This window comes from Sporosarcina oncorhynchi, from assembly GCF_033304615.1.
Classification (GTDB): Bacteria; Bacillota; Bacilli; order Bacillales_A; family Planococcaceae; genus Sporosarcina; species Sporosarcina oncorhynchi.
On record NZ_CP129118.1, the window covers coordinates 1,178,389 to 1,202,025 of the forward strand.

General features: G+C 40.9%; 22 protein-coding genes. 17 read left to right on the forward strand and 5 right to left on the reverse strand.

The genetic code is table 11. From position 1 onward, the window contains the following. Positions 1-64 precede the first annotated feature (64 nt). On the forward strand, positions 65-1,900 hold the full coding sequence (locus QWT69_RS05510) for a DNA ligase D (RefSeq protein WP_317969775.1): 1,836 nt from the start codon (positions 65-67) through the stop codon (positions 1,898-1,900). A 106-nt stretch (positions 1,901-2,006) separates the two neighbouring features. Here QWT69_RS05510 and QWT69_RS05515 read toward each other — a convergent pair whose 3' ends face one another. Continuing rightward, positions 2,007-2,279, reverse strand: a complete 273-nt coding sequence (locus QWT69_RS05515) for a hypothetical protein (protein ID WP_317969777.1) — start codon at positions 2,277-2,279, stop codon at positions 2,007-2,009. Between the two features lie 164 nt (positions 2,280-2,443). Continuing rightward, the gene (rpsD, locus tag QWT69_RS05520) at positions 2,444-3,046 is read right to left on the reverse strand and encodes a 30S ribosomal protein S4 (RefSeq protein WP_317969779.1); all 603 of its coding nucleotides are present in this window, start codon (positions 3,044-3,046) and stop codon (positions 2,444-2,446) included. A 345-nt stretch (positions 3,047-3,391) separates the two neighbouring features. Here rpsD and QWT69_RS05525 point away from each other — a divergent pair, with 345 nt between their 5' ends. Both QWT69_RS05525 and megL read left to right on the forward strand, forming a co-directional pair. Beyond that, complete coding sequence (locus QWT69_RS05525; protein WP_317969781.1) at positions 3,392-5,242, forward strand: sensor domain-containing diguanylate cyclase; 1,851 nt, start codon at positions 3,392-3,394, stop codon at positions 5,240-5,242. A gap of 92 nt (positions 5,243-5,334) precedes the next feature. After that, positions 5,335-6,546 (forward strand): methionine gamma-lyase, encoded by a 1,212-nt coding sequence (megL, locus tag QWT69_RS05530; RefSeq protein WP_317969783.1) that lies wholly within the window; start codon positions 5,335-5,337, stop codon positions 6,544-6,546. A 43-nt stretch (positions 6,547-6,589) separates the two neighbouring features. Here the strand turns inward: megL and QWT69_RS05535 are convergent, their stop codons facing one another. Next, positions 6,590-7,072, reverse strand: a complete 483-nt coding sequence (locus QWT69_RS05535) for a GAF domain-containing protein (RefSeq protein ID WP_317969784.1) — start codon at positions 7,070-7,072, stop codon at positions 6,590-6,592. A gap of 224 nt (positions 7,073-7,296) precedes the next feature. Between QWT69_RS05535 and ezrA the strand changes: the two genes are divergently transcribed. From ezrA to csaA, 12 genes are all read left to right on the forward strand, one after another. Continuing rightward, the gene (ezrA, locus tag QWT69_RS05540) at positions 7,297-8,991 is read left to right on the forward strand and encodes a septation ring formation regulator EzrA (RefSeq protein WP_317969786.1); all 1,695 of its coding nucleotides are present in this window, start codon (positions 7,297-7,299) and stop codon (positions 8,989-8,991) included. A 92-nt stretch (positions 8,992-9,083) separates the two neighbouring features. Continuing rightward, positions 9,084-10,214, forward strand: coding sequence for a cysteine desulfurase family protein (locus QWT69_RS05545; RefSeq protein WP_317969788.1), 1,131 nt, complete (start codon positions 9,084-9,086; stop codon positions 10,212-10,214). A 3-nt stretch (positions 10,215-10,217) separates the two neighbouring features. After that, positions 10,218-11,426 (forward strand): tRNA uracil 4-sulfurtransferase ThiI, encoded by a 1,209-nt coding sequence (gene thiI / locus QWT69_RS05550; RefSeq protein WP_317969790.1) that lies wholly within the window; start codon positions 10,218-10,220, stop codon positions 11,424-11,426. Positions 11,427-11,509: 83 nt separating this feature from the next. Further along, positions 11,510-11,719, forward strand: a complete 210-nt coding sequence (locus QWT69_RS05555) for an alpha/beta-type small acid-soluble spore protein (RefSeq protein WP_317969792.1) — start codon at positions 11,510-11,512, stop codon at positions 11,717-11,719. A gap of 282 nt (positions 11,720-12,001) precedes the next feature. Next, a complete protein-coding gene (locus QWT69_RS05560) occupies positions 12,002-12,211 on the forward strand; it encodes an alpha/beta-type small acid-soluble spore protein (RefSeq protein WP_317969794.1) in 210 nt (69 codons plus the stop codon). 187 nt (positions 12,212-12,398) lie between these two features. Next, positions 12,399-13,973 carry an acyl-CoA synthetase MbcS gene (gene mbcS, locus QWT69_RS05565; protein ID WP_317969796.1) on the forward strand — a complete coding sequence of 525 codons (1,575 nt, stop codon included), beginning with the start codon at positions 12,399-12,401 and terminating at the stop codon, positions 13,971-13,973. Between the two features lie 120 nt (positions 13,974-14,093). Then, positions 14,094-15,017 (forward strand): EamA family transporter RarD, encoded by a 924-nt coding sequence (gene rarD, locus QWT69_RS05570; RefSeq protein ID WP_317969798.1) that lies wholly within the window; start codon positions 14,094-14,096, stop codon positions 15,015-15,017. Positions 15,018-15,090: 73 nt separating this feature from the next. After that, entirely contained in the window at positions 15,091-16,098 is a 1,008-nt protein-coding gene (gene sppA, locus QWT69_RS05575) for a signal peptide peptidase SppA (RefSeq protein WP_317969800.1), read from the forward strand. A 12-nt stretch (positions 16,099-16,110) separates the two neighbouring features. Beyond that, complete coding sequence (locus QWT69_RS05580; RefSeq protein ID WP_317969802.1) at positions 16,111-16,695, forward strand: RDD family protein; 585 nt, start codon at positions 16,111-16,113, stop codon at positions 16,693-16,695. A gap of 34 nt (positions 16,696-16,729) precedes the next feature. Beyond that, positions 16,730-17,236 carry a thiol peroxidase gene (gene tpx, locus QWT69_RS05585; RefSeq protein WP_317969804.1) on the forward strand — a complete coding sequence of 169 codons (507 nt, stop codon included), beginning with the start codon at positions 16,730-16,732 and terminating at the stop codon, positions 17,234-17,236. A gap of 122 nt (positions 17,237-17,358) precedes the next feature. Then, positions 17,359-18,273, forward strand: coding sequence for a class I SAM-dependent methyltransferase (locus QWT69_RS05590; protein ID WP_317969806.1), 915 nt, complete (start codon positions 17,359-17,361; stop codon positions 18,271-18,273). Between the two features lie 349 nt (positions 18,274-18,622). Further along, complete coding sequence (gene csaA / locus QWT69_RS05595) at positions 18,623-18,952, forward strand: chaperone CsaA (RefSeq protein WP_317969808.1); 330 nt, start codon at positions 18,623-18,625, stop codon at positions 18,950-18,952. Between the two features lie 503 nt (positions 18,953-19,455). Here the strand turns inward: csaA and QWT69_RS05600 are convergent. After that, complete coding sequence (locus QWT69_RS05600; protein ID WP_317964784.1) at positions 19,456-20,832, reverse strand: IS4 family transposase; 1,377 nt, start codon at positions 20,830-20,832, stop codon at positions 19,456-19,458. Positions 20,833-21,083: 251 nt separating this feature from the next. Between QWT69_RS05600 and QWT69_RS05605 the strand changes: the two genes are divergently transcribed. Next, positions 21,084-21,320, forward strand: a complete 237-nt coding sequence (locus QWT69_RS05605; protein ID WP_317969810.1) for a hypothetical protein — start codon at positions 21,084-21,086, stop codon at positions 21,318-21,320. A 466-nt stretch (positions 21,321-21,786) separates the two neighbouring features. Here QWT69_RS05605 and QWT69_RS05610 read toward each other — a convergent pair whose 3' ends face one another. Next, entirely contained in the window at positions 21,787-22,239 is a 453-nt protein-coding gene (locus QWT69_RS05610; RefSeq protein WP_317969812.1) for a universal stress protein, read from the reverse strand. A 274-nt stretch (positions 22,240-22,513) separates the two neighbouring features. Between QWT69_RS05610 and ald the strand changes: the two genes are divergently transcribed. Continuing rightward, positions 22,514-23,629 carry an alanine dehydrogenase gene (ald, locus tag QWT69_RS05615; protein ID WP_317969814.1) on the forward strand — a complete coding sequence of 372 codons (1,116 nt, stop codon included), beginning with the start codon at positions 22,514-22,516 and terminating at the stop codon, positions 23,627-23,629. Positions 23,630-23,637: the final 8 nt, after the last annotated feature.

The following is a 23,637-nucleotide window of genomic DNA, read 5'->3' on the forward strand; positions in this document are numbered from 1 at the left end:
CATTCTTATGTATACGAAATTGTTAACGTCAAACACTATAGAAAAAACGTTGGAGCGAAAAAGAATGAAACCTATGCTACTAAATGATGCAGAAGAAATACCGCTAGGAGACGAATGGGTTTACGAAACGAAATATGATGGTTTCCGCTGCATTTTGGAATGGAATGAAAATGGTATCAAGCTATTAAGTCGCAACGAAAAGCAACTCAATCTACTGTTCCCTGAAATCATTAGATATTGCGAAAAAATCCATGAGAACGTCAAGGCATTCTTACCAATCTGCCTTGACGGGGAAATTGTCCATTTACAAAGTGATGTTAAAAGTCAATTTTCTATAGTTCAATCAAGAGGCAGGATGAAAAAAGAAGAAGTCATCCAAGCTCACGAACATGCTTTTCCTTGCCAATATGTTGCGTTTGATCTTCTTTCAATTAAAAGAAAAGATTTAACAGGGGAGTCATTTGAAAACAGGAAAAAGAAGTTGCGGGAGTTATTCAAGGTACTCAATCAGCCAATGGAAGTGGATTATCAAAATCCCATACCACTCCAATTGATCAAGACCTATCAGAGCAGTGAGAAGTTATGGGAACACATAGTAAGCAATAACGGGGAAGGGGTTATCGCTAAGAGGAAATCCAGTCAATGGATCAGTGGAAAACGGACAGATCAATGGATAAAAGTGAAAAATTGGCGAACGATCAACGTTATTGCAACTAGGTATGTGAAGGCAAATGGATATTTCACGGGATGCGTGTATAAAGGAACAGAGTTAAATGAAGTCGTCACTTTTCGTCACGGATTGTCCGACGAAGAATTTCGGACGCTTAGCACGTTTTTCATTGCAAATGGGAAGGAATCTGACAGTGGAATATGGGAATTAAAACCGTCCATTTGTGTAAAGGTGAATTGTATCGATTTTAACGGAAAACAGTTAAGGGAACCCCGTTTTCATTCATTTAATTTTGAGGTTGAACCGGAAGCTGTCAGATGGCGTACAATGCTACGCCAATTAAACCCGATACCCGATATCATTCCTGTCACTCATCCGGACAAGCCAATCTGGACTGATTTCGGTATTGAAAAAGATGATTACTTGCTCTACTTGCAGACCGTTGCTCCGTATATGCTACCGTTTCTACATGATCGGCTGTTGACTGTCATCCGTTATCCTCACGGAACAAATGGTGAAAAGTTCTATCAAAAAAACGTCCCTGATTACGCGCCGGACTTTGTCATGACTTCACATTATGAGGACATCGATTATATAGTCTGTAATGACATAAGAACTTTGCTTTGGCTCGGCAATCAGCTAGCACTGGAATTTCATATTCCGTTTCAAACAATAACTGTAAATAACCCAACGGAAATCGTATTTGACCTAGATCCTCCTTCCGTCGACGATTTTTCATTGGCAGTGGAAGCGGCATTTATGATGAAAGTGGTATTTGACGAATTCCAATTGAAGTCTTTTGTCAAAACATCGGGGGGGAAAGGACTGCAAATTTACATTCCGTTGCCAGTAAATACTTTTTCGTATGAAGATACTCGGTTATTCACAAAATTCGTCTGCGATTTCCTCTGCGAACAGCAACCACAGTGGTTTACAACAGAAAGACTGAAGAAGAACAGAGACAATAAATTATATTTGGACTATGTACAGCATCAAGCAGGAAAGACTATCGTAGCTCCATTCTCGCCTAGAGGCAATGAATTCGCCACCGTCGCAACACCTTTACAATGGGAAGAAGTCAAACATTCCTTAACCCCGAAAATATTCACACTACCAGCAGTCATGGAGAGGATTCAAACTAGCGGAAATCCTTTCAGAGACTTTCATGAAACGGGAGAACAGCAGCAGTTCAAAGTAGTATTGGAACAATTGAAAGTCATTTTAAAATAAAAAACCTTCATCAGATTGGGAAGTTTAATGGACTAGATGATTGTAAAAGCACCACATCCTAAATTGGATAGGTTGCTTTTTTTATTTAGCCAGATAGTTCGTCCAATCACCACAAGTACTCGTCCATATAATGTATTGAAGACCGGCCGGTTTTACAAAGCGGAAGGGAGTGAAAAAGTATATGTGTTCTCATAATCGTAGGAGACGTCGGACAAAGTTGATTTGTGAATGTCGGGAAGTAAGATTTGACCATGATAATGATAACCGTCGTGATATCCGAGATAACCGAGATTTCCGTGACACCCGCGATCGTTTCGATTTTAATGATAATCGTATCGACAATCGCAGAAATGAATTTCGGTGTGGATGTTGTCACCACAGACGAAGTAATTTTTTTGGTTTCTAGGCAATTTATAAAAGGAGTCCAAATGCGTTCACAACGGCCCTCAGATAGGTCGTTTCAAAATGCTTAAGAAGTATAGAAAAACCCCTGAAACATTGCCGTTAGGCAGTTTCAGGGGTTTAACTAATAAAACGTTCTTATTAACGTGAGTAGAATTCAACGATAAGAGCTTCGTTGATTTCAGCAGCAAGTTCGCTGCGCTCAGGCATACGTACGAATGTACCGACTTTAGTGTCTTTGTCGAATGTAACGAACTCAGGAACATAGCTGTTCACTTCAAGAGATGCGTTTACAACGTCAAGGTTTTGAGACTTTTCACGAAGTGAGATCTCTTGACCAGGCTTAACACTGTAAGAAGGAATATCAACGCGCTTGCCATCAACCAAGATATGGCCATGGTTAACAAGTTGGCGTGATGCACGACGAGTGCGCGCAAGACCCATGCGGTAAACTAGGTTGTCAAGGCGAGTTTCAAGAAGGATCATGAAGTTTTCACCGTGCTTACCTGGCATTTTACCAGCTTTGTTAAATACTGTTTTAAATTGACGTTCGTTCACACCGAACATGAAACGAAGCTTTTGTTTTTCTTGTAATTGCATTCCGTATTCGGAAAGTTTTTTACGCTGTGTAGGACCGTGTTGTCCTGGTGCGTAAGGGCGTTTTTCGATTTCTTTTCCAGTACCGCTTAGCGAAACGCCAAGACGACGGGAAAGTTTCCAAGATGGACCTGTATAACGAGCCATGAGAGACTCCTCCTCTAATTTGGTTTTATTTTGTTGTAAAATAAGACCAGATGCATTCAATCCGTGTGTCATTCCATTATCTTGCATCTTCGCCTCAGCAGCCTAGAGGTTACGTGATACACCTTCTTAAAAGGAATGGACTGAACAGCATGGATCATACAACTGCTGCAAATATTTTACACAAGTTCTATCATAACAACTTGTTCGTCTCGAGTCAAGCATGATTGATAGGGATCTGGATGGTAAAAAGTCCTATCTTGTTTATTGTTAAAAATAGTCTGTATGTATTAGAATAGAAGGATAGTCAGTTATTCAGCAGGCAAACGCGAGATGAGGATGATAAGTATGAATAACCATGAATTGATTTTGTATAAAATGAAATCTGCGATATTTAAATTATTTTCAAATCCAATGAACCGTAGAGCTATAGAGGAAAGTCTTGAAGAATTTAAGTGTCATTTTATACAAATTTTCGAAATGGAATTTGTAGATATTTTATTATATGAAAGCAATCGGTTTGTACCTGTCCGTAAAAATGGCGAGGCAACGCATCAAACAGCATTTGCAGAAGACCAGATGAATGCTATTAACCCTCTGTTTAGTGTATCCTTCATCTCTCCGGGACATGAAGGATCGGTTTCTGCAGACGACTCGCTGATTATTCGCAACAGCGAACTTGTCCCACTTGCAGCGATTCTGTTTAAAGCGTCCGAAAAGTGGTTGGACTTCGCAGCCTCTCCAAGTTTGAAGGAATTAAAATCTGTACTTGGTACTTACTTTGGCCAAGAAATTGAAATGGAACGCATATCGGAACAGGAAAAGATGTATCGGCGACTTTTCGAAATGGCTGAACTATTTAATTCGACAATGGAAACGACGGTCATCTTAGATGGCATGGTAAAGGTTGTGTCTGATTCATGCGGCACTAACGATATCCAATTGATGCTCTCGCAAGAACAAAGAGGCATTGCCGAAGCATATCGTCTGTTCGATCACTTGAATGAACGAGCGTCAGCTGTCGAAGCGTTTTTATCCGGTGAACTGACGCTGGAACGGGACATGGAGATGGGTGTTAACTTGTTGAACGCGCCGATCAGAGGTAGACAAGGTATTTACGGAATTTTACAGATTACGTCGGCATTGGATTCAAAGGTCACGCGGACAGAAAAAGATTTTATCCGTATGATTACGAATGCTGCTGGAATTGCACTTGAAAATGCCAGTTTGTACGAACAATCCCACCGTCTAGTGAACGACTTACAATTAGTGAACGAAGCGTCCAGAAAGCTCAATAACAACTTAACCTTGGATGAAGTAATATCTTATTTGAAAAGACAGTTCTTGAAAGCCTTCAATCCAGACGAAATAGCTTTCGTTTTTTATGATGAAAATAATAAAACTACCCTGTCCGATTATAGTACACATATTTTCCATGAGGATATCGGTATGACGATTATCGAACCGATGGCTGACCACTTCCTACATTCTAAAGAAGCGGTTTTTGATGGTTCCTTATCGCTCGAATTCAATTACTATCAGTCTCGGATTGCTTTACCAATCGTCAATCGAGAAGATATGCTCGGATTTGTCATCCTTCTGCATAAGGAGCAGTATTATTTTTCATTTGATAACTTTAAATTGTTGAAATCACTGATTAGTCATTCGTCGCTGGCGATTTCGAACATTATTTTACGTGATCAATTGCAGGAACTCGTCGATAAAGATAATCTGACGAAATTGTTCACTCGTCGGTACCTTGACGAAATCGTCTTATCTTCCATTGCAAAAGGCGAATCAGGTGTGTTGCTCCTCATGGATGTAGATGATTTCAAGTTGGTGAATGATGCATTTGGTCATAAGACAGGTGATGAAGTGTTGCAACAGATTTCATCTCATATATTAAAAATGGTCAATGGTAAGGGAGTTGCAAGTAGATGGGGGGGCGAAGAAATCGCTATCTATCTTTCAACTTTTACGATGCAAGAAGGGGTGGAGTTTGCCCAGTCACTTGTCGAAACTATTCCTTTCGTCACGAATCCGAGTGTAACAGTATCAATGGGTTTAACTTATTGGGATGGAAAAATGAAAGATTCTTATAATGAGCTGTTCCAACTGACTGACCAAGCCATGTACCATGCTAAACGTGAAGGTAAGAACCAGCTAGTTATTAATGGAGCGACTTCATTGCGTAAATGACGCTGAAGTTGCTCTTTTTCTTTTGCGTAAAAAGAGGTAAGATGAAATAAGGAAATGTAAGTGCTTACAAAATGACGAAGGGCGGAAATACTTTGAAAAATAAACCTCTACACAAAGACACAGTAGTCATCCATGAAGGTTACGATGATAAGCAGCATCACGGTAGTTTGGCGGTCCCACTTTATCAGACATCCACATATTCTTTTGAAAATGCTGTTCAAGGCGAAAAAAGATTTTCTGGCGAAGAAGCAGGAAATATCTACTCGCGACTTGGCAATCCGACGGTACAAGTGCTGGAGGACCGGATAGCCGCTCTTGAGAATGGTGCCGGAGCACTCGCATTCGGATCTGGAATGGCAGCGGTCAGCTCAGTTCTTGTCCATTTAACAAAATCTGGTGATCATATTCTCTGTTCCAGAGGAATTTATGGCTGCACGTTCGGATTGTTAGGGCTGATGGAAGATAAATATCAGATAACCCATAGCCTAATTAGCATGACGACAGAAGAAGAAATCGAAAGGTCAATCAAACCGGAAACTGTATGTATATACGTTGAAACACCGATCAATCCGACGATGGAACTGGTTGATTTGCAAGCGGTCGTAAATGTTGCAAAGAGACACGGATTGAAAGTAGTCGTGGACAATACATTCACATCCCCTTACTTGCAGAATCCGATTGATATCGGTGCTGATTTCGTTTTGCATAGTGCAACGAAATATATAAATGGGCATGGAGATGTCATAGCAGGACTGCTCGTTGGAAAAGATGCTGAAGAAATTCAGACATTACGCATGACTGTACAAAAAGACTATGGTGCAATCATGTCGCCTTTTGACGCCTGGTTATTAATAAGAGGATTGAAGACGTTACCAGTCCGTATGGAAAAGCATACATCTAATGCAGAGAAACTGTTAACCTATTTAAAGTCTCAGAAGTTGGTGGAATCGATTTACTATCCATTCGATGAAGGGAATCCGCAATTTGAAATTGCGAAACGTCAGATGAGAGCGGGCGGAGGACTCATCTCATTCACAGTCAAAGGTGGCAAAGAAAGTGCCCAGCTATTTATGGATAAGCTATCGTTAATTAAAATTGCTGTTAGCCTCGGTGATGCTGAGACACTAATTCAACATCCGTCTACAATGACACATTCCGGTGTACCTGTTGAAGACCGTGAGCAGATGGGTATAACAGATTCATTGCTCCGACTGTCAGTAGGACTGGAATATGCAGATGATCTTATTGATGATCTAGAATCAGCGTTCGCAGCATTGGAACAACATAGCACTACACATTCATGAAAAAATCGCCTGACGGATATAGAAGCCGTCAGGCGATTTTTTCTTATAGATGTTTGATCAATACAGCTGCAAAGTTTTCAAGTCCGCGCTGATCTTCTTCGTCGAATCGGTCATACGCTGGACTGTCAACATCAAGCACACCAATCACATTTCCGTCTTTTAGTAAAGGGATGACAATTTCAGAACGAGAGGCCGAATCACATGCGATGTGACCAGGAAATGCGTTTACATCGGGAACAATGATACTTTCGCCTTTTGAAGCTGAAGTTCCGCATACTCCTTTGCCGAGTGGGATTCGTATGCAGGCGGGCAAGCCTTGGAACGGCCCAAGGACAAGCTCATTTTCTCCATCCATTAAATAGAAACCGACCCAGTTGATCCGGTCAAAAAATTGATTGAGAAGCGCAGATGCATTACTGAGATTAGCATATTTATTCGTTTCGCCTGTCAATAGTGCATCAAGCTGTTTGGATAACTGGGTGTATTTTTCTGTGGGAATATCTGAATAGTCAGTAGCAGTAAACAAAGAGGCACCTCCATAAGTATGTAGTAACATTAAGTATACGTCTGACGTCAAAATTCTACAAATATCGTGTTTATAGGAGAGAATAGACCAATATCTCTAAAATTACGTCGTTTTCGGTATGAAAATACTTTAAACATGTTATTATATAAGATAATATAATTTTATCTGCGAAAACAGTAAAAATGACGGAAACATTTCAGTGACTTTGGAATAGGGGGATCACAATGGTGAAATACTTCATCATTCCAATAATTATCTTGCTCGTCCTTGTGACGATCGCCTTTTTGTTCAGACGAAAACATATACGCGAGATCGGCATATTGGAAAATGAAAAACTGCAAATACAGAATAAGCCGATTTTCGAAGAGATGATGAAAGTCAAACAGTTGAACATGACTGGCGAAACCGAAGAGAAATTCGAAAGATGGCGCAATGAATGGACAGAAGTCATCGATATACATATGCCGAAAATCGATTCAATGCTATTTGATGTTGAAGACATGGTTGATCGGTTCCGTTTTAAAAAAGCGACAGAAACGGAAAAAGAGATACAAGAAAGAATACGTCAATGCGAAAAAAAGAAAGACACCATCTTGGATGAACTGAATGAACTGGTAGGCAGTGAAGAAAAGAACCGGATTGAGATGGAAAAGCTTCGCGAACAATATCGACTAGCGAGAAAAACAATTCTAGCCCATCAGCATGCGTTCGGAACGACTGTCGAACCGTTGGAAAAAGAGTTAGAATCATTCACTCCGAAGTTTGAAGAATATGATGAACTGACTGCTAACGGCAATTATCTGTTGGCACGTGAAATTGTCATTACTTTGTCTTCGAAAGGTGAGCAACTATCGGCACTGATTCATGATATTCCATCTTTGCTGACGGATCTTCAAAACAAGATACCTACTTCGATTAGAGAGTTGCGTAACGGAAGTAAAGAGATGGAAGAGCAATCGTATAATCTCGAGCACCTTGAATTATCAAGACAACTGCAAGAGATTGAATCTGAAATTGCTGAACAACTTATTAAGCTGTCCCAGCTCGACATCGATCCAGTTCTTCAGAAAGTGACGGAAATGAACGACAGAATCGAATCGTTCTATGATTCGCTCGAAAACGAAGTGAATTCGAGACATTATGTAGATCAGAACTTTAACGCTATCGGAGAATCGTTGTTCGGCATTATTCGATTTGCAAAAGAAATATTCGATGAAGCAATTTACGTACAACAAAGCTATCGTCTAGACGAAAAGGAAGCGAAACTACCTGAAGCGAGCATCAAGAAGCTCGAAATACTTCAAAAACGGTACGATACATTGCAAGTTCTGATGGAAGATGAAGGTTCTGCTTATTCTGCACTTCAGAATGAGCTCAAACAAATTTCGGACGAACTTGAAATCATTGCGGCGGATCAGGAAAGCCTAGCGAACCGCATGAAAAATCTACGTATTGATGAAAATAATGTGCGTAAACAGTTGGAAGAGTTATCACGCAAATTGCAAACAGGTGACCGAAAACTCCATCGTGGGAATATACCTGGTATACCGGACGAAATGGATGCCCGTCTCGAGGAAGCGGATGAGCAATTATATCTTGTCAGTCAAAGTTTACAGGAAGTGCCGCTTAATATGGCTGTTGCTGAGAGCTACTTGGCGAACGCAGAGACCGTTGTCAATGACGTAAACGAAAGAGTGGAAGAACTGCTTGAAAATGTCATGCTAATTGAGCGCATCATCCAATACGGGAATCGGTATCGCGCATCCAATCCTGTCATGCACCAAAAATTGCTTGAGGCAGAAGAGTCGTTCAGGCAATTCCGATATGCAAAAGCATTGGAAGAAGCGGCAACAGCAGTGGAAGCAGTTGAACCGGGAGCTATGAAACGAATTGAAGAGATGTTGAAAGAGCATGCGTAATGACAAAGCCACCGGCATAATGATTGCAGGTGGCTTTATCACGTCTATTTCTTAAGGCAGCAGTAAACTAACAAACCGGAAAGGAAATACTTATGATCTATTTGGATAACAGTTCAACGACTAAACCTAATAAGGAAGTTATGGAGTCGTTCATTACCTTAAACGAGAAGTATTACGCGAACCCCGCCTCGCTCCACTGTATGGGAAAGGAAGCTGAAAACTTTCTGGAACGATCAAAACTTCAAATGTTGGCAATAGCGGGAAACAAGGATGGGCAAGTGGTTTTGACATCCGGCGGAACCGAGTCGAATAATTTGGCCATTATGGGTTTTGCACAAGCTTATCAGTCCAGAGGAAACCATATTATCACAACAAGTATTGAACATCACTCCGTTTTGAAAGCATGCTATCAGTTAGAGAAAATGGGATTTGAAGTCGACTACTTGACAGTTGATGAATCTGGTTTGATTTCATTAGAAGAACTAAAAATGAAAATTAGACCCGAGACGATTCTCGTGAGCATCATGCACGTGAATAATGAAATCGGCACAATCCAACCCATTCGCGAATGCGCAACAATTATAAAATCCAGAAGTCGTGCCATCTTCCATTCGGATTGTGTGCAAAGTTTCGGTAAAATTCCTGTTACAGTAAGCGGATTGGGCGTTGATGCAATTACTGTTTCAAGTCATAAAATCAATGGGTTGAAAAATTCAGGCGCATTGCTTATGAAAAAAGGTGTCATACCGCATCCAATCCTCTTTGGCGGTGGCCAAGAAAATGGTCTTAGAAGTGGAACAGTCTCTCTTGCGCATGCAGTTGCTTTGGCAAAAGCATTCAGATTAAGTGCAGTTAGCTCCGAGATGAAGGATTTCCGCAAATGGCGTAATGAGATGATGGCTGTTTGTCATCTGTATGAAAATATCCAAGTGCTTTGTCCCGACCATAGTGCACCGCATATTTTAGCCATATCTTTCAAATCGATCAAAGGTGAAGTGGCTGTCAATTTCTTTCAGGAAAATGGTGTAATCATTTCGACATCAAGTGCTTGTTCTTCAAAAGCTAAAAATGCCGGGCATGTAATAGAGGCAATTCAATTAAATGATGAATTCAAACACGGAGTTATCCGTATTAGTTTTGGCAACAATAATACAAATGAACAAATTGAAAAAACAATCGATATTCTAAAACAGTTTATGGATGTAATCGAGAAAGGGATGTAATAGATGGAGTGGCATGAAATATTAATACGTTATGGCGAAATATCGTTAAAAGGTCGAAATCGCAGTCTGTTTGTGCGTAAACTAAAAAATAATATAAAAAGTGCGATGCTTGACTTGAAATCGATTCAATTGCATGCAGAGCGTGATCGCATGTTTCTAGTTGCAGAGAGTTCGGATGATCTTCAACAGGCAATTTTTCGGTTGCCACATGTTTTTGGAATCCAATCATTCAGTCCAGTCGCGCAGTGTTCTGCAGATTTGGAGAGCATCCAACAAAAAGCAGTTGAAGTGATTGGGTCTGCAGAAACGGAAGGCAAGACATTCAAAGTTGAAGTTAAACGGCAAGACAAAGATTTTCCGATGGTGACTTCTGAAATTCAACGGGAAGTCGGAGGTTATGTGCTGAGTAAATTCCCAGGATTGGTTGTTCAAATGAAAAAACCAGATATCGTGTTGCTTGTCGATATCCGTAAAGAAGGTGCATTCCTTACATCCGAAGTGATCAAGGGAGCGGGCGGTATGCCTGTAGGTTCAAATGGGAACTCTCTACTGATGTTATCTGGAGGTATTGACAGTCCGGTTGCAGGCTATCAAATGATGAAGCGTGGGATGTCGATTGATGCAATTCACTTTGCAAGCCCACCATATACAAGCGAACTGGCTCAGCGGAAAGTAATGGATCTGACTGAAAGATTATGTTCATTCGGTGCATCTGTCAGACTTCATGTCATTCCATTCACGGAGCTTCAGCAAGCGATTGTGAAGCAAATTCCAGCCAATCTTTCGATGACGACAACAAGAAGAATGATGCTGAAGGTCGCGGATCTTGTGAGAGAAGAAATTAAGGCGAACGGTCTCATTACAGGGGAAAGTCTTGGGCAAGTTGCTAGCCAGACACTCGAAAGCATGACAGTTATCAATGAAGTGACATCTACACCGATCTTGCGTCCTCTCATCGCGATGGATAAACTTGAAATCATAGCGATAGCACAACAAATTGGAACGTATGATATATCAATAAGGCCATATGAAGACTGCTGCACGATTTTCACACCTTCCAGTCCGAAAACAAAACCGAAGCTAGAGAAGGTGCACTACTATGAAAGCTTCTTCGACTTCAATCCATTGATTGAAGAAGCCGTTCGAAATCGAACAGTTATTGAAGCGTCGGAGTTGATCGAAGACGTTGAAGCGTTCGATAGTCTGTTGTGAATATGTTAGTAATTACCAAAGAATCCTCCTGCATGATTTTTCGGATACCGACCATTCTATAGTCACAAGGAGGTGACAACGACATGCCAAACAACAACAGCGGTAATTCAAACCAACTCCTCGTTCCAGGAGTACAACAAGCTCTTGACCAAATGAAATATGAAATTGCACAAGAATTTGGTGTACAACTTGGACCTGATGCATCATCGCGTGCCAACGGATCCGTCGGCGGAGAAATTACTAAGCGATTAGTGCGTCAAGCTCAATCACAAATGAACGGTTACCAAAAATAACAAACAATACTCATGAATCGCTCCGGAAAATTCCGGGGCGGTTTTTTCATAATTGCATTTTAGTATCGACTAAACAAAATGATTTATTCGAAAAAGAGGGAAGTATGGAGGGATCTGAATAACGATAATATTGAATTTCAATTCGAATAGAGTATATGGAATGGATGAACGAGCATACATCTATCCATATGAATATAGCCGGTCTAAAAAAAACAATAAGAATCCACCTGCATGATTTTTGAGATTTCGACCATTCTATAGTTACAAGGAGGTGATAACGACATGCCAAACAACAACAGCGGTAATTCAAACCAACTCCTCGTTCCAGGAGTACAACAAGCTATTGACCAAATGAAATATGAAATTGCACAAGAATTTGGTGTACAACTTGGACCTGATGCTTCATCGCGTGCCAACGGATCCGTCGGCGGAGAAATTACTAAGCGATTAGTGCGTCAAGCTCAATCACAAATGAACGGTTATCAGAAATAACAATCAGTAATGATGAATCGCTCCGGAATTTCTCCGGGGCGATTTTTTAATATCAATTTCATTTACATATCAGTATCGCCGTCAACGTTATAAGTTATTCAATACATCTGTTACATAGTTTATATTTTTTGAAATTTAAAACTCTTCTTTGTATACTTGTCATATCCAAAGAAAGGTGGCGGAATTGATGAATAGAGAAGAATTATTAGCTCCGGAAAAATATAATATTGTATCTGAATTCGAAAAATATGCAAATGGAATTAAAAAACGAGCTTTGATCCACGTAAATTCATCAGGCCACGAAAAAGTCGTCACTTATGATGAACTTATGGAATCAGCTAACAAAGTGGCAAATGTTTTTACTGAAAACGGTCTACAAAAAGGCGATGTTATCCTCATTATGGTGCCCAGACTCATCGAGGCTTACAGTACATATATTGGCGCTCTCAAAGCAGGCATCATTGTCATACCGAGCTCTGAAATGTTAAGGGCGACAGACGTGGAGTATAGATTGGAGCATAGTGGGGCAAAAGCAATTGTTGCTTATGAAGCTTTTACGGATCAACTGGAATCCGTCGGAAATTTACAGGATGTGCAGTTATTCGTTATCGGTAAAGCGGAGAAGGGGCAGAAATCATTAACGACATTAATGGAAAATGCATCGGCAGAATTCAAAACTGTAGATACAAGGAATACAGATATGGCATTCTTATCTTACACATCAGGTACGACGGGAAAACCGAAAGGTGTAGTCCATACACATGCTTGGGGATACGCCCATTTAAGAACGACAGCGCCGAATTGGCTAGGCATAAAAGAAAGTGACGTAGTTTGGGCAACAGCTGCACCTGGTTGGCAAAAATGGGTGTGGACACCTTTTTTATCCGTCCTTGGAAGTGGCTCAACGGGGCTGATCTATGATGGCAAGTTTGACATAAATGTCTATTTTAAGATGATCAAAAAATATCAAGTAAATGTCCTTTGCTGTACGCCTACGGAATACCGTTTCATGGCAAAGGCTGGGAATCTTGCAGAACAAGATCTGTCTACATTACGAAGTGCTGTATCTGCAGGAGAACCGCTGAACAGAGAAGTCATCGATATCTTCCGAAATACGTTCGATTTATCGGTTCGAGACGGTTATGGGCAGACGGAAAACACACTGCTCGTTGGAACGATGCTCGGAATGGAAGCTAGGCCAGGCTCGATGGGTAAGCCGACGCCGGGCAATCGGGTGGAAATTATAAACGATGAAGGTAATCCTGTTTCTGCAGGAGAAGTAGGGGATATAGCTGTTCATATATCGACTCCAGCGTTATTTAAAGAATATCTGAACGATCCCGAACGGACGAAGATGCAATTCAGGAATGAGTATTATGTTACAGGTGACAGAGCGAAAATTGATGAAGACGGCTATTTCTGGTTTGAAGGCCGCGGCGATGACATTATCATCAGTTCAGGATATACTATTGGACCATTCGAAGTCGAAGATGCACTGACGAAGCATCCATCAGTCCGGGAATGCGCGGTTGTAGGCAGTCCGGATGAGGCGAGAGGCAGTATCGTCAAAGCATTTATTGTGTTGCGGGACGGGGCAATGGAACCAGACGTGAAACTAGTCACGGAATTACAAGAACATGTGAAGAGACTGACTGCTCCGTATAAATACCCAAGAAAAATCGAATTTGTTGAAGAGTTGCCGAAAACTGCTTCAGGGAAGATTATGCGTGTGCAGCTTCGCCAAAATGAACAAAACAACTGATAATGGTGTACCGTCCTTTTAATCATTCAACGATTGAGGGACGGTTTTTTAATGGCTTTACGATATGAAATGAAGGGTCTATACTTGGACTATTCTTTATTTATGTAAGGAGGCTAGTCCATGAACAATGAAAAGAGCGGTGCACTATGGGTCGTTGGGTCTTTTTTGATCTGGGGTTTCATGCCGATTTATTGGAAGCATTTAGATCATGTGCAAAGTGCAGAGATTTTAACGGGACGAATCGTGTGGGCATTCATTTTCACCTTCTTAGCAGTAATGATTGTGAGAGATGGCAGACGGCTAATGGCCGATTTTAAAGAGTTATGGAAAAACAAAAAACAGTTTTGGGGCCTTTATCTAGCTTCATTACTTATTACGACAAATTGGTTTATCTACATATGGGCAGTCAATCATGAATTTATTGTCCAGACAAGTTTAGGCTATTACATAAACCCTCTTGTCTCAGTCCTGCTCGGTGTCTTCTTCTTGAAAGAGAAACTGTCGAACGCACAAAAAACGGCATTTCTCCTTGCTGTTGCAGGGGTCACCATTTTAACCATTTCATATGGGAAAATACCGTGGATTGCCATCGGACTTGCGTTATCGTTTTCATTTTATGGGTTCATCAAGAAAAGTATCCGTTTGGATGCCTTGCGCGGATTGGCGATTGAAACATTCTTTATTGTGCCATTTGCAGCTGGCTATTATATTTGGTTATTCGTAAGAAAAGACGCTGTATTTCTGCATTCTGATTTCAAAACGGATATACTGCTTATCTTAACTGGAATCGCAACTGCACTACCCCTTGTCATGTATGCAAAGGGTGTTCAGATGATACCATTATATGTGGCTGGTTTCATCCAATATATTGCCCCTACAATGATGCTTATTCTTGGTGTTTTCATGTACAAAGAATCATTTGGCAAAATGGAGTTTCTATCTTTTTCAATCATTTGGACTGCGCTGATCATATTCACTATTTCTAAAGTGTATGAATCTGTTTTGGTAAGAAGAAATGCCCATACATTAGAAAACAGTCGATAAGTATGGAGTAAGTGAAACATTTCTTCATGTTAAAACGTATATAATGATGGTAGAAGGAAAGGGGAAATAATTAATGGCAATAAAACGCGTAGTGGCAATCGGCGTTGCGTCCATATTGGTTTTTATATCAATAGGAGTCAACTCGCTGTCATACATATTCACAAGAGACTTCAATAGTATATTTGAAGATCTTACTGCAGCCAATGCAGGTTATGAAGAAGTACTCATCGAGCAAGGAACAGGCCGCGACCGAATAGCTGTCCTTTCCTTAAATGGTGTCATCCAGGATACAGGTGCTGGATCATTATTCGGAGCAGTCGGCTACAACCATCAGATGTTCATGTCTCAACTGTATGATGTTTTAGAAGATCCGTCTGTGAAAGGCGTCGTTTTGTCTGTCGATACGCCTGGCGGAGGTGTGCTGGAGTCGTCGGACATCTATGATACAATCCGGGCAATCCAAATTGAAAAAGAAATTCCAATCTACGTCTCAATGGGTGGAATGGCTGCTTCAGGCGGTTATTATGTGTCAGCCCCTGCTGAAAAAATCTTCGTCCATCCTGAAACAATTACTGGTTCGATTGGTGTCATTATGGAAAGTATCAACTATGCAAAACTTGCGGATAAAGTGGGAATCGATTTCAATACGATTAAAACAGGTCCGTACAAAGATATGATGAGTAGTTCCCGTGAAATGACGAAAGAAGAACGAAATATGCTCCAAGAGATGATCAATGACTCTTATGATCGTTTTGTCGATATCATCGCTGAAGGCCGCCATATGACAACTGCACAAGTGAAAAAGGTTGCGGATGGCCGAGTTATGAATGGGAGACAGGCAATCGAAGCAGGTCTTGCGGATGACTTCGGCAAAATCGGTGATGTAATCGATGCCATCAAAGTGGATCATGAATTAGAAAATGCAACGGTTTTCGAATATTCACCAATGGATAGTTTCAGTTCACTATTTGGAGTGAAAGTCGGTAGTTTCTTCGGTCGTGATGTGGAATCAGAATTGATTGCTAAAATACTGACTGATCACAATGCACCACGCATGATGTATCTATATGGTGAAAGATAAGGAGGAGTTTGAATGACGGATCATATTGAGCATACAGAAGAGACGGCACAAATTCCTGAACCTATTCGGACACCTGTTTACGAAACCGTTCAATCAGAACAGTTCAGACCGAAATTTGCTGGCTTCTGGACGCGTTTTTGGGCATATTTAATCGATTTGATCATTGTTTCTTCAATCAGCGGAATTCTCATCAAACCGCTTTTCAGAATAGTTGACTTTCCGATTAGCAACCCGGGATTCCTATTATTCAGTCCGTATAAAGTCGTTTTACTCATGTTGTTCCTCACTTATTTTGCTGTTATGACCAAAGTTTTCAGTCAAACAGTCGGCAAAATGATTTTGGGCATCAAAGTGATACGTACTGATAATAGCAATTTGACGTGGGGGAATATTCTATTCCGCGAAGTGATTGGCCGTTTTATATCCAAACTGCTGACCATTCCTTATTTGCTCGTAATCTTCATGCCAAAAAAGGAAGCGCTACATGATCTATTTGCAGATACTTACGTCATTCATGAACAGGCTTTCGAAAAGGAAGTCGTGACATATAAGCGAGAACGTGAGGGTGATGAGTTGCAAGGCGGAACAATTGTTTAGTAGAATGAAGTGAAATGATAAGGAGGCGTCTTATATGGTAAATGTCACTTTTAAAGAAAACCCGGTAACATTGCTAGGTACAGAAGTAACAGCAGGAGACAAAGCTCCCGATTTCACAGTTCTATCCAATGATTTAAAACCCGTTACGTTAAACGACTCAAAAGGTAAAATCCGACTCATTAGTGTTGTCCCTTCGCTTGATACAGGTGTTTGTTCTGAACAGACCCGAAAATTCAACGAAGAAGCACTCTCACTTGGAGACGATGTCGAAGTATTGACAATCTCCGTCGATCTTCCATTTGCGCAAGCGAGATGGACAGCAGCAGAAGATGTTAAAAACGTTAAAACATTATCCGATCATCGAGATCTATCATTTGGTGAAGCGTTCGGAGTCGCCATAAAGGAATTACGATTATTGGCTCGTTCCATTTTCGTCATCGATAAAGATGATAAGGTGACGTATGTAGAATACGTTCAGGAAGTAACGAATCACCCCGATTACGCTAAAGCAATTGAGGAAGTCAAGAAGCTTACAAACTAAAAATCATTAATCCAGCCCACTCGGAAACGGGTGGGCTTTTGTCTGTTTGAATGTACAATAATGATGAAGCCTTCAGAGGAAGAAATTCCTTATGGAGGTATTCTTTGATAAGAGGGATATGAATGGCGACAAATACTGAAAATATTTTCACCTTTATCGATACTTATGCTTCTGCGGATAAGGAAGGACTTTACTTAGAGTCCGTCATCGATGCATGCAATGCTTGGCTGTCGGGCGAACAGCTACCAGAATTGTCTACAACCGTCACAAAAGAGGATATCCGACGAGGTATTCAACTTGCCGTTTTAAAAGGCATGAAACAACAAGTTCAATCACATCACCAAATGACACCCGACGCAATCGGTATGCTCATTGGCCATTTTGCTGCAAAACTCGTCCAAGGCGAGGAAGTGGTGACATTGCTCGATCCTGCAGCTGGAACAGGAAATCTTCTGTTTACAGTCATGAATTCAATCGGAGATGGGGTAGTCGCGTCATCTGTGGAAATCGATGAAATATTGGTCAGATTGGCCGCAGTTTCAGCGGACTTGATGGAGCAGCCAGTCCATTTCTTCGTTCAGGATGCACTTCGTCCCTTGTTGATTGACCCCGTTGATATGGTTGTATGCGACTTACCGGTAGGCTATTATCCAGATGATGAAAATGCGGTGAATTTTGAAATGATGGCGGAAGAAGGACATGCTTTCTCTCATCATTTATTCATTGAACAGTCCATGAATCATTTGAAAGAAGGCGGCTATGGTATTTATCTTATTCCAGCAACATTGTTTGAATCTGACCAAGCTGGGATCTTGCATAAATACTTAAAAAAGAATGCTATCGTCCGTGCAGTCATTCAATTACCTGATTCATTATTCAAGAACGCTGTCCATGAAAAAAGCATCCTAATCCTGCAAAAACCGTCTGAACAAATAGTGGGCACGCCTGATGTGCTATTGACGAAAGTGCCTAACTTATCGAGCAAGCAAGCGATGAGTGCATTTCTTCAGAGATTTGACGAATGGATAGATGAATAAGAAAGTGAATACGTAATTCAATACGTTAGAGCATCGCATTTAGCGGTGCTTTTTTTACAATGATTTTAGGTTATTTATGGTATAATATTGTGAGAGTATTTAAAAATCTCTTGTGACTACTGCTTCTCACTTTCGCGCCAGACGGCACGCTTGTCAAGGGTGTCATGAGCCCTCGGTCGCAAATAGCACGGCACTCTGCGGGGTCTCAAGTTACACGCGGATCCCTCAGGAGTCAGCCGTCTTTCGCTTCGAGCAACGGAGAGTAGTATGTATAAATCTGATTTCAGAATCGAGATGAAATGGTAAACAATATAAATTCAAATTGGACTAAAAATATGAGGTGATGGTGTTGGCTGCAATTGAGGACTTTTTAAAATTAGATATTCGTGTGGGCACTGTGTTGAAAGCAGATCCATTCCCAGAAGCGCGGAAGCCTGCAATTAAATTAGAAATTGATTTTGGAGAAATAGGCATTAAACTATCTTCAGCCCAAATTACGCAGCGGTATGAACCTGAACAACTGGTAGGAAAACAAGTAGTAGCCATAGTCAACTTTCCTCCCAGACGTATCGCAGGCTTTAAATCTGAAGTATTGGTAATCGGTGGCATTCCTGGTGAAGATGACGTGGTACTCTTACAACCTGAACAACCTGTTAAGAACGGTACCCCTGTTGCATAAATTTTTCCGACAATGGGTGCGATTGTAAGACAAATTTTATACCATTAACGACCCACCATGTTGCATGCATACTGTTGCTTTCTAAGCGAGTTACGATGAACTCGCTTTGCCTTAATTTCTGTGTACATTATTGAGATTTTGGCAGGAATGCTCGAAAGGCTACCGCTTTGTCTCGCAAAAGTCGTTCTTCGTTACGACCTTCGTTAATCCTCTCGATGTCGGCACCTGCACTCCAAGCAACGGAGAGTAATATGTATAAAGCTAATTCCTGAATCGGGCCATTATGAAGTATAAAAACTGTTGCTTTGCGCTTCAGTCGGAACGCTTTCCGAGGGGCGTGGCTTGAGCCCATAGCTGTCAACTTAAGGACTTGGAGTAAATCTTCCATTATTTAAGCCGGACTGAAGATAAAATAGGTTTGCTCTTTGAAATTAGGGGAATTGAATTGTTGAGATGTTGAGACTACAATTTTCCTTTTTTAGCGAGAGGGTTGATTGTTTTCTCTAATTGAATTGAAGGCGTTGAAGGGCTGTTCCTTTGGATGACTTTGGTTTTCGGGCAGTTTTGATGAGTAGCCTGATTGCCAGACACAAAAAGTCCTTCAACGCCCTCTTTTTGTGGATAAAGATTCGATATAACTTCGGCAAGAATTCTATGGCTACAGTGCGTACGGCGATCATCTCGCTGATTTCCAACTGTTCTTCATCCCAAATGACATTACGCAGTTGATAAGCTATCAGTTGGCTGATGATGATTGCTAGAAGTGTTCCATAAAGATGACAGAGCCACCGTTCTTTCTTCATCACCTTGAATTGATCCACACCGAGGTAGGATTTCCATGTTTTAAAACATAGTTCGACGTGCCATCTCAAACGATATAATTCTACCAACTTTTTTGCGGGAATGGATTCAGGCAGATTTGTCATATAAACTGTTATGCCCGCCAGGTCACTTACAACTTTCTTAGGTTTCTTTCCGGATTTGGTAGTGCGCCGGTGAATTTTTTTTAAGCGGTGCTGCCGTTGAGTTTCATCGTGTGAAAACACAATACAACGGGCTGGAAAATGGGAGTCCCTACCAAAATGAACTCCCTCAAGCTCCAAATATTCACCAGGTTCTAGATTTTCACAAAGCTTTACCAGGTCAATTCGTTGATACAGGCTACTTTGAACCACTTTTCCGTTTTGATGATAAGCAGGAAAAGGGTTTTTGAATGCCAGATAGGCATCATTTCTTAGCTTCGTGATAAAAAAGCCTCCGTTTTCCTGCATCTGGCCAAATTGTTCAAAACTGAAATACCCCAAATCTTGCAAACATAAATCATGGTCGTTGATGTAAGCTAAACGTTCAGCACCCTTTCTTGTATCATTCACACGTTGGAAATCAATATCTAAGAACGTAGTTTTACCTGACAAGATATCGTACTCATATTGAATTTTCACAGATTCCTGCTCTGTTTTAACGGCTCGTTTTTTCAAATGATCTGGTACTTCGATAGCTGTCGCATCAAGCACGCGGATGCTTAGAAATGGGAACGGGTCTGCAGAAGAATGAGTAGGAACGTGTTCTAGGAACTGATGATGTAGAATCTCTTGGACAAGGCGTCGAAGAAACAGTGCGGCTTCTGGGGTAAACTTCTTATCTAGGGCAGTTCTACTGATCAGGATATCTTGTTCAATGACTAGTTTTGAACAGAGTTCCTGAATAGAACATCCTGCAAAGTTCCCGTGAAATTGAAAGAGTAGGGCAAGAAAATCACTTGCAGTAACGAGACGCTTTCTTTTAATAAAACCTGTTTCCTTCGCAATTTCATCTACACGTGTTGGTTGGATACTTTCAAAAAGCTGTTCAAGAAGTTGAGTTGTCTGAGATGTAGTCATGAAAAGAACTCCTTTCCAAAAGTTGTTGGTAATTATTACATACCAACATTTCGGAAAAATCACACATTTATCTTAAGTTGACAGCTATGGTGGCTTGAGCCTCCTCAGTCGCAAAAACGCTCCCTGCGGGGTCTCAAGGCGCACGCTGATCCCTTCGGAGTCGTCCGTCTTCCGCTCCAAGCAACGGAGAGTAGTTATTATAAAGCACGTATTCAAGAATAGGGCCATTTTGAAGGAGAAGGAGTGACAGTATGAGTACTGTTTTTATAGGTTTATGTATAATTATAGGTTCTTGGTTCATATCTAATTCGCTTGATAAGACAAAGGCAGGTAAGTACAGATATGAGTTTATTTCAGTGAATGAACGAAATATAATCATATTTGATAAGAAAACGGGTAGTTACTGGCAGAAGCTCATTGAGCAAAGCGACGTATCGACTGAATGGCAAAAACAAGAATCTCCAATTGTAAAACAGGAACAACGTTAGTCCATCCATCATCAATCTGGCGCGATTGTGAAGTACTACACTTTAAGTTGATTGGAGTGCAAGCCTTCGACTCCGGGAGGATTAGCGAAAGCCGTAACGTAGAACGGCTTTTGCGAGATAAAGCGATAGCTTTTCGAGCATATCTTTGCACTCGCCTTGAGACCCTGGAATTATGCCTTAATTTCTGAAGTGCACAGAAATACGGCAAAGCGAACTCTTCGTTGTTCGCTTGGCTCAAGCCACGCCCTCCGGAAAGCGTAAGGCTGGAACGGAAATCAACATTTGAAAGACTATACTATGTCTTGTAATACTAAAACTTGTTCCAACATTAGAGTACATTAACTGAACAACGATTCCGCAATATACAAGCCAAAAAGAGTCCAATTCATATGCGAATTGGACTCTTTTATGTTGATAAATTGATTTTTATGCAAATCGAGAAGTTACTGTATCCGCTGCATGCGAATTAAATTTCTTCTTCAGGTGTGCGTACAACAAGCACGTCACAAGTTGCAGAGCGCACGATATTCTCAGAAACACTTCCGATCAGGAACCGTTCTACTTTGTTCAAACCAGTTGCACCACAAATGATTAGATCCGCAACTAGCTTTTTGGACAAATCACGTGAAATCATCGTTTTCGGAGAACCGTATTCAACATGGATATTAACGTTTTGCAGACCTGCTGCTTCTGCTTCAGTTTTGTATTCTCCAAGTAGTTCTTCCGCGAATTTTTGTGCGCGTTCCGCAATTGAGCGGTCATACGCTTCGACTGCCGCATAAGAGCGCGTGTCGATAATATTCACCAAGTTCAATGTTGCATTGTTTCTTTCTGAAATAGCCAACGCTTTTTTAAATGCCCAACGGGATTCCTTAGAACCATCCACCGCGACAATGATTTGTTTATATTTCAAATCCATACATACCACTCCATTCATTTAATTTTTATCTCTACAGTATGTATCTTCTATAAAACTATGTGAAAACCTCTATGTTTTCGATAAAAGGCCGAAAAAATCCGGAAAAGTACGTCTAAATTGTTACAATCAAAAATTTGGCTGAGAAACTGAAAATTCCACGATATCGATAAAGGGAGCAAATAGTTAATATATCTGCTAGAATTGACAGTACATTGGCCGAATCGAATATTTCGGTTTCGACCAACAAATTTTCTTATATTTAGGAGGATCAGAAATGCGTATCGGTATTCCAAAAGAAATCAAAAACAATGAAAATCGAGTGGCAATGACACCAGCTGGTGCATTCAACTTGAAGTCATCAGGTCATGAAGTTTTAGTTGAAACAGGAGCTGGACTAGGTTCAAGTTTCACGGATGAAGACTATATCGAAGCAGGCGCAAAAATTGTTGCGACTGCAAAAGAAGCTTGGGAAGCTGACATGGTTATGAAAGTTAAAGAACCATTAGCTTCAGAATTTGGTTATTTCCGCGAAGGTTTGATCTTATTTACATACCTTCACCTTGCACCTGAATTGGAATTGACGAAAGCGATGCTTGATAATAAAGTTGTCGGAATTGCTTACGAAACTGTTCAAATCAATAACTCACTTCCATTACTTGCTCCGATGAGTGAAGTTGCGGGACGTATGGCTACTCAAATCGGTGCGCAATTCCTTGAAAAGATTCATGGCGGTAAAGGAATCCTTCTTTCAGGAGTACCAGGCGTTTCACGCGGTAACGTAACTGTTATCGGTGGCGGCCAGGCAGGTACAAATGCTGCGAAAATCGCAATTGGTATGGGTGCAAGAGTTACAGTTCTTGACTTGTCTGTTGACCGTCTTCGTCAGTTGGATGAAATGTTTGGCGACGACGTTCAGACACTTGTCTCCAATCCATTTAATATCGCAGAATCTGTAAAAGACTCTGATCTTGTCATCGGTTGCGTATTGATCCCAGGAGCAAAAGCACCAAAATTGGTATCTGAAGATATGGTTAAGTCGATGAAGCCAGGTTCGGTTTTAGTTGATATCGCAATTGACCAAGGTGGGATTTTTGCAACATCTGATCGTATTACAACTCACGACAACCCAACATATGAGAAACACGGTGTTGTCCACTACGCGGTTGCTAATATGCCGGGTGCTGTTCCACGTACATCTACAATGGCATTGACAAACGTAACGGTTCCCTATGCATTGCAAATTGCAAATAAAGGCTACAAACAGGCTTGCCTTGACAACCTTGCGTTGCAAAAAGGTATTAACACACTTGATGGCCATGTAACGTATAAAGCAGTTGCTGAAGCACAAGGTCTAGAATATGTTGCTGCAGATACATTGTTGAATAAATAATAATAAAA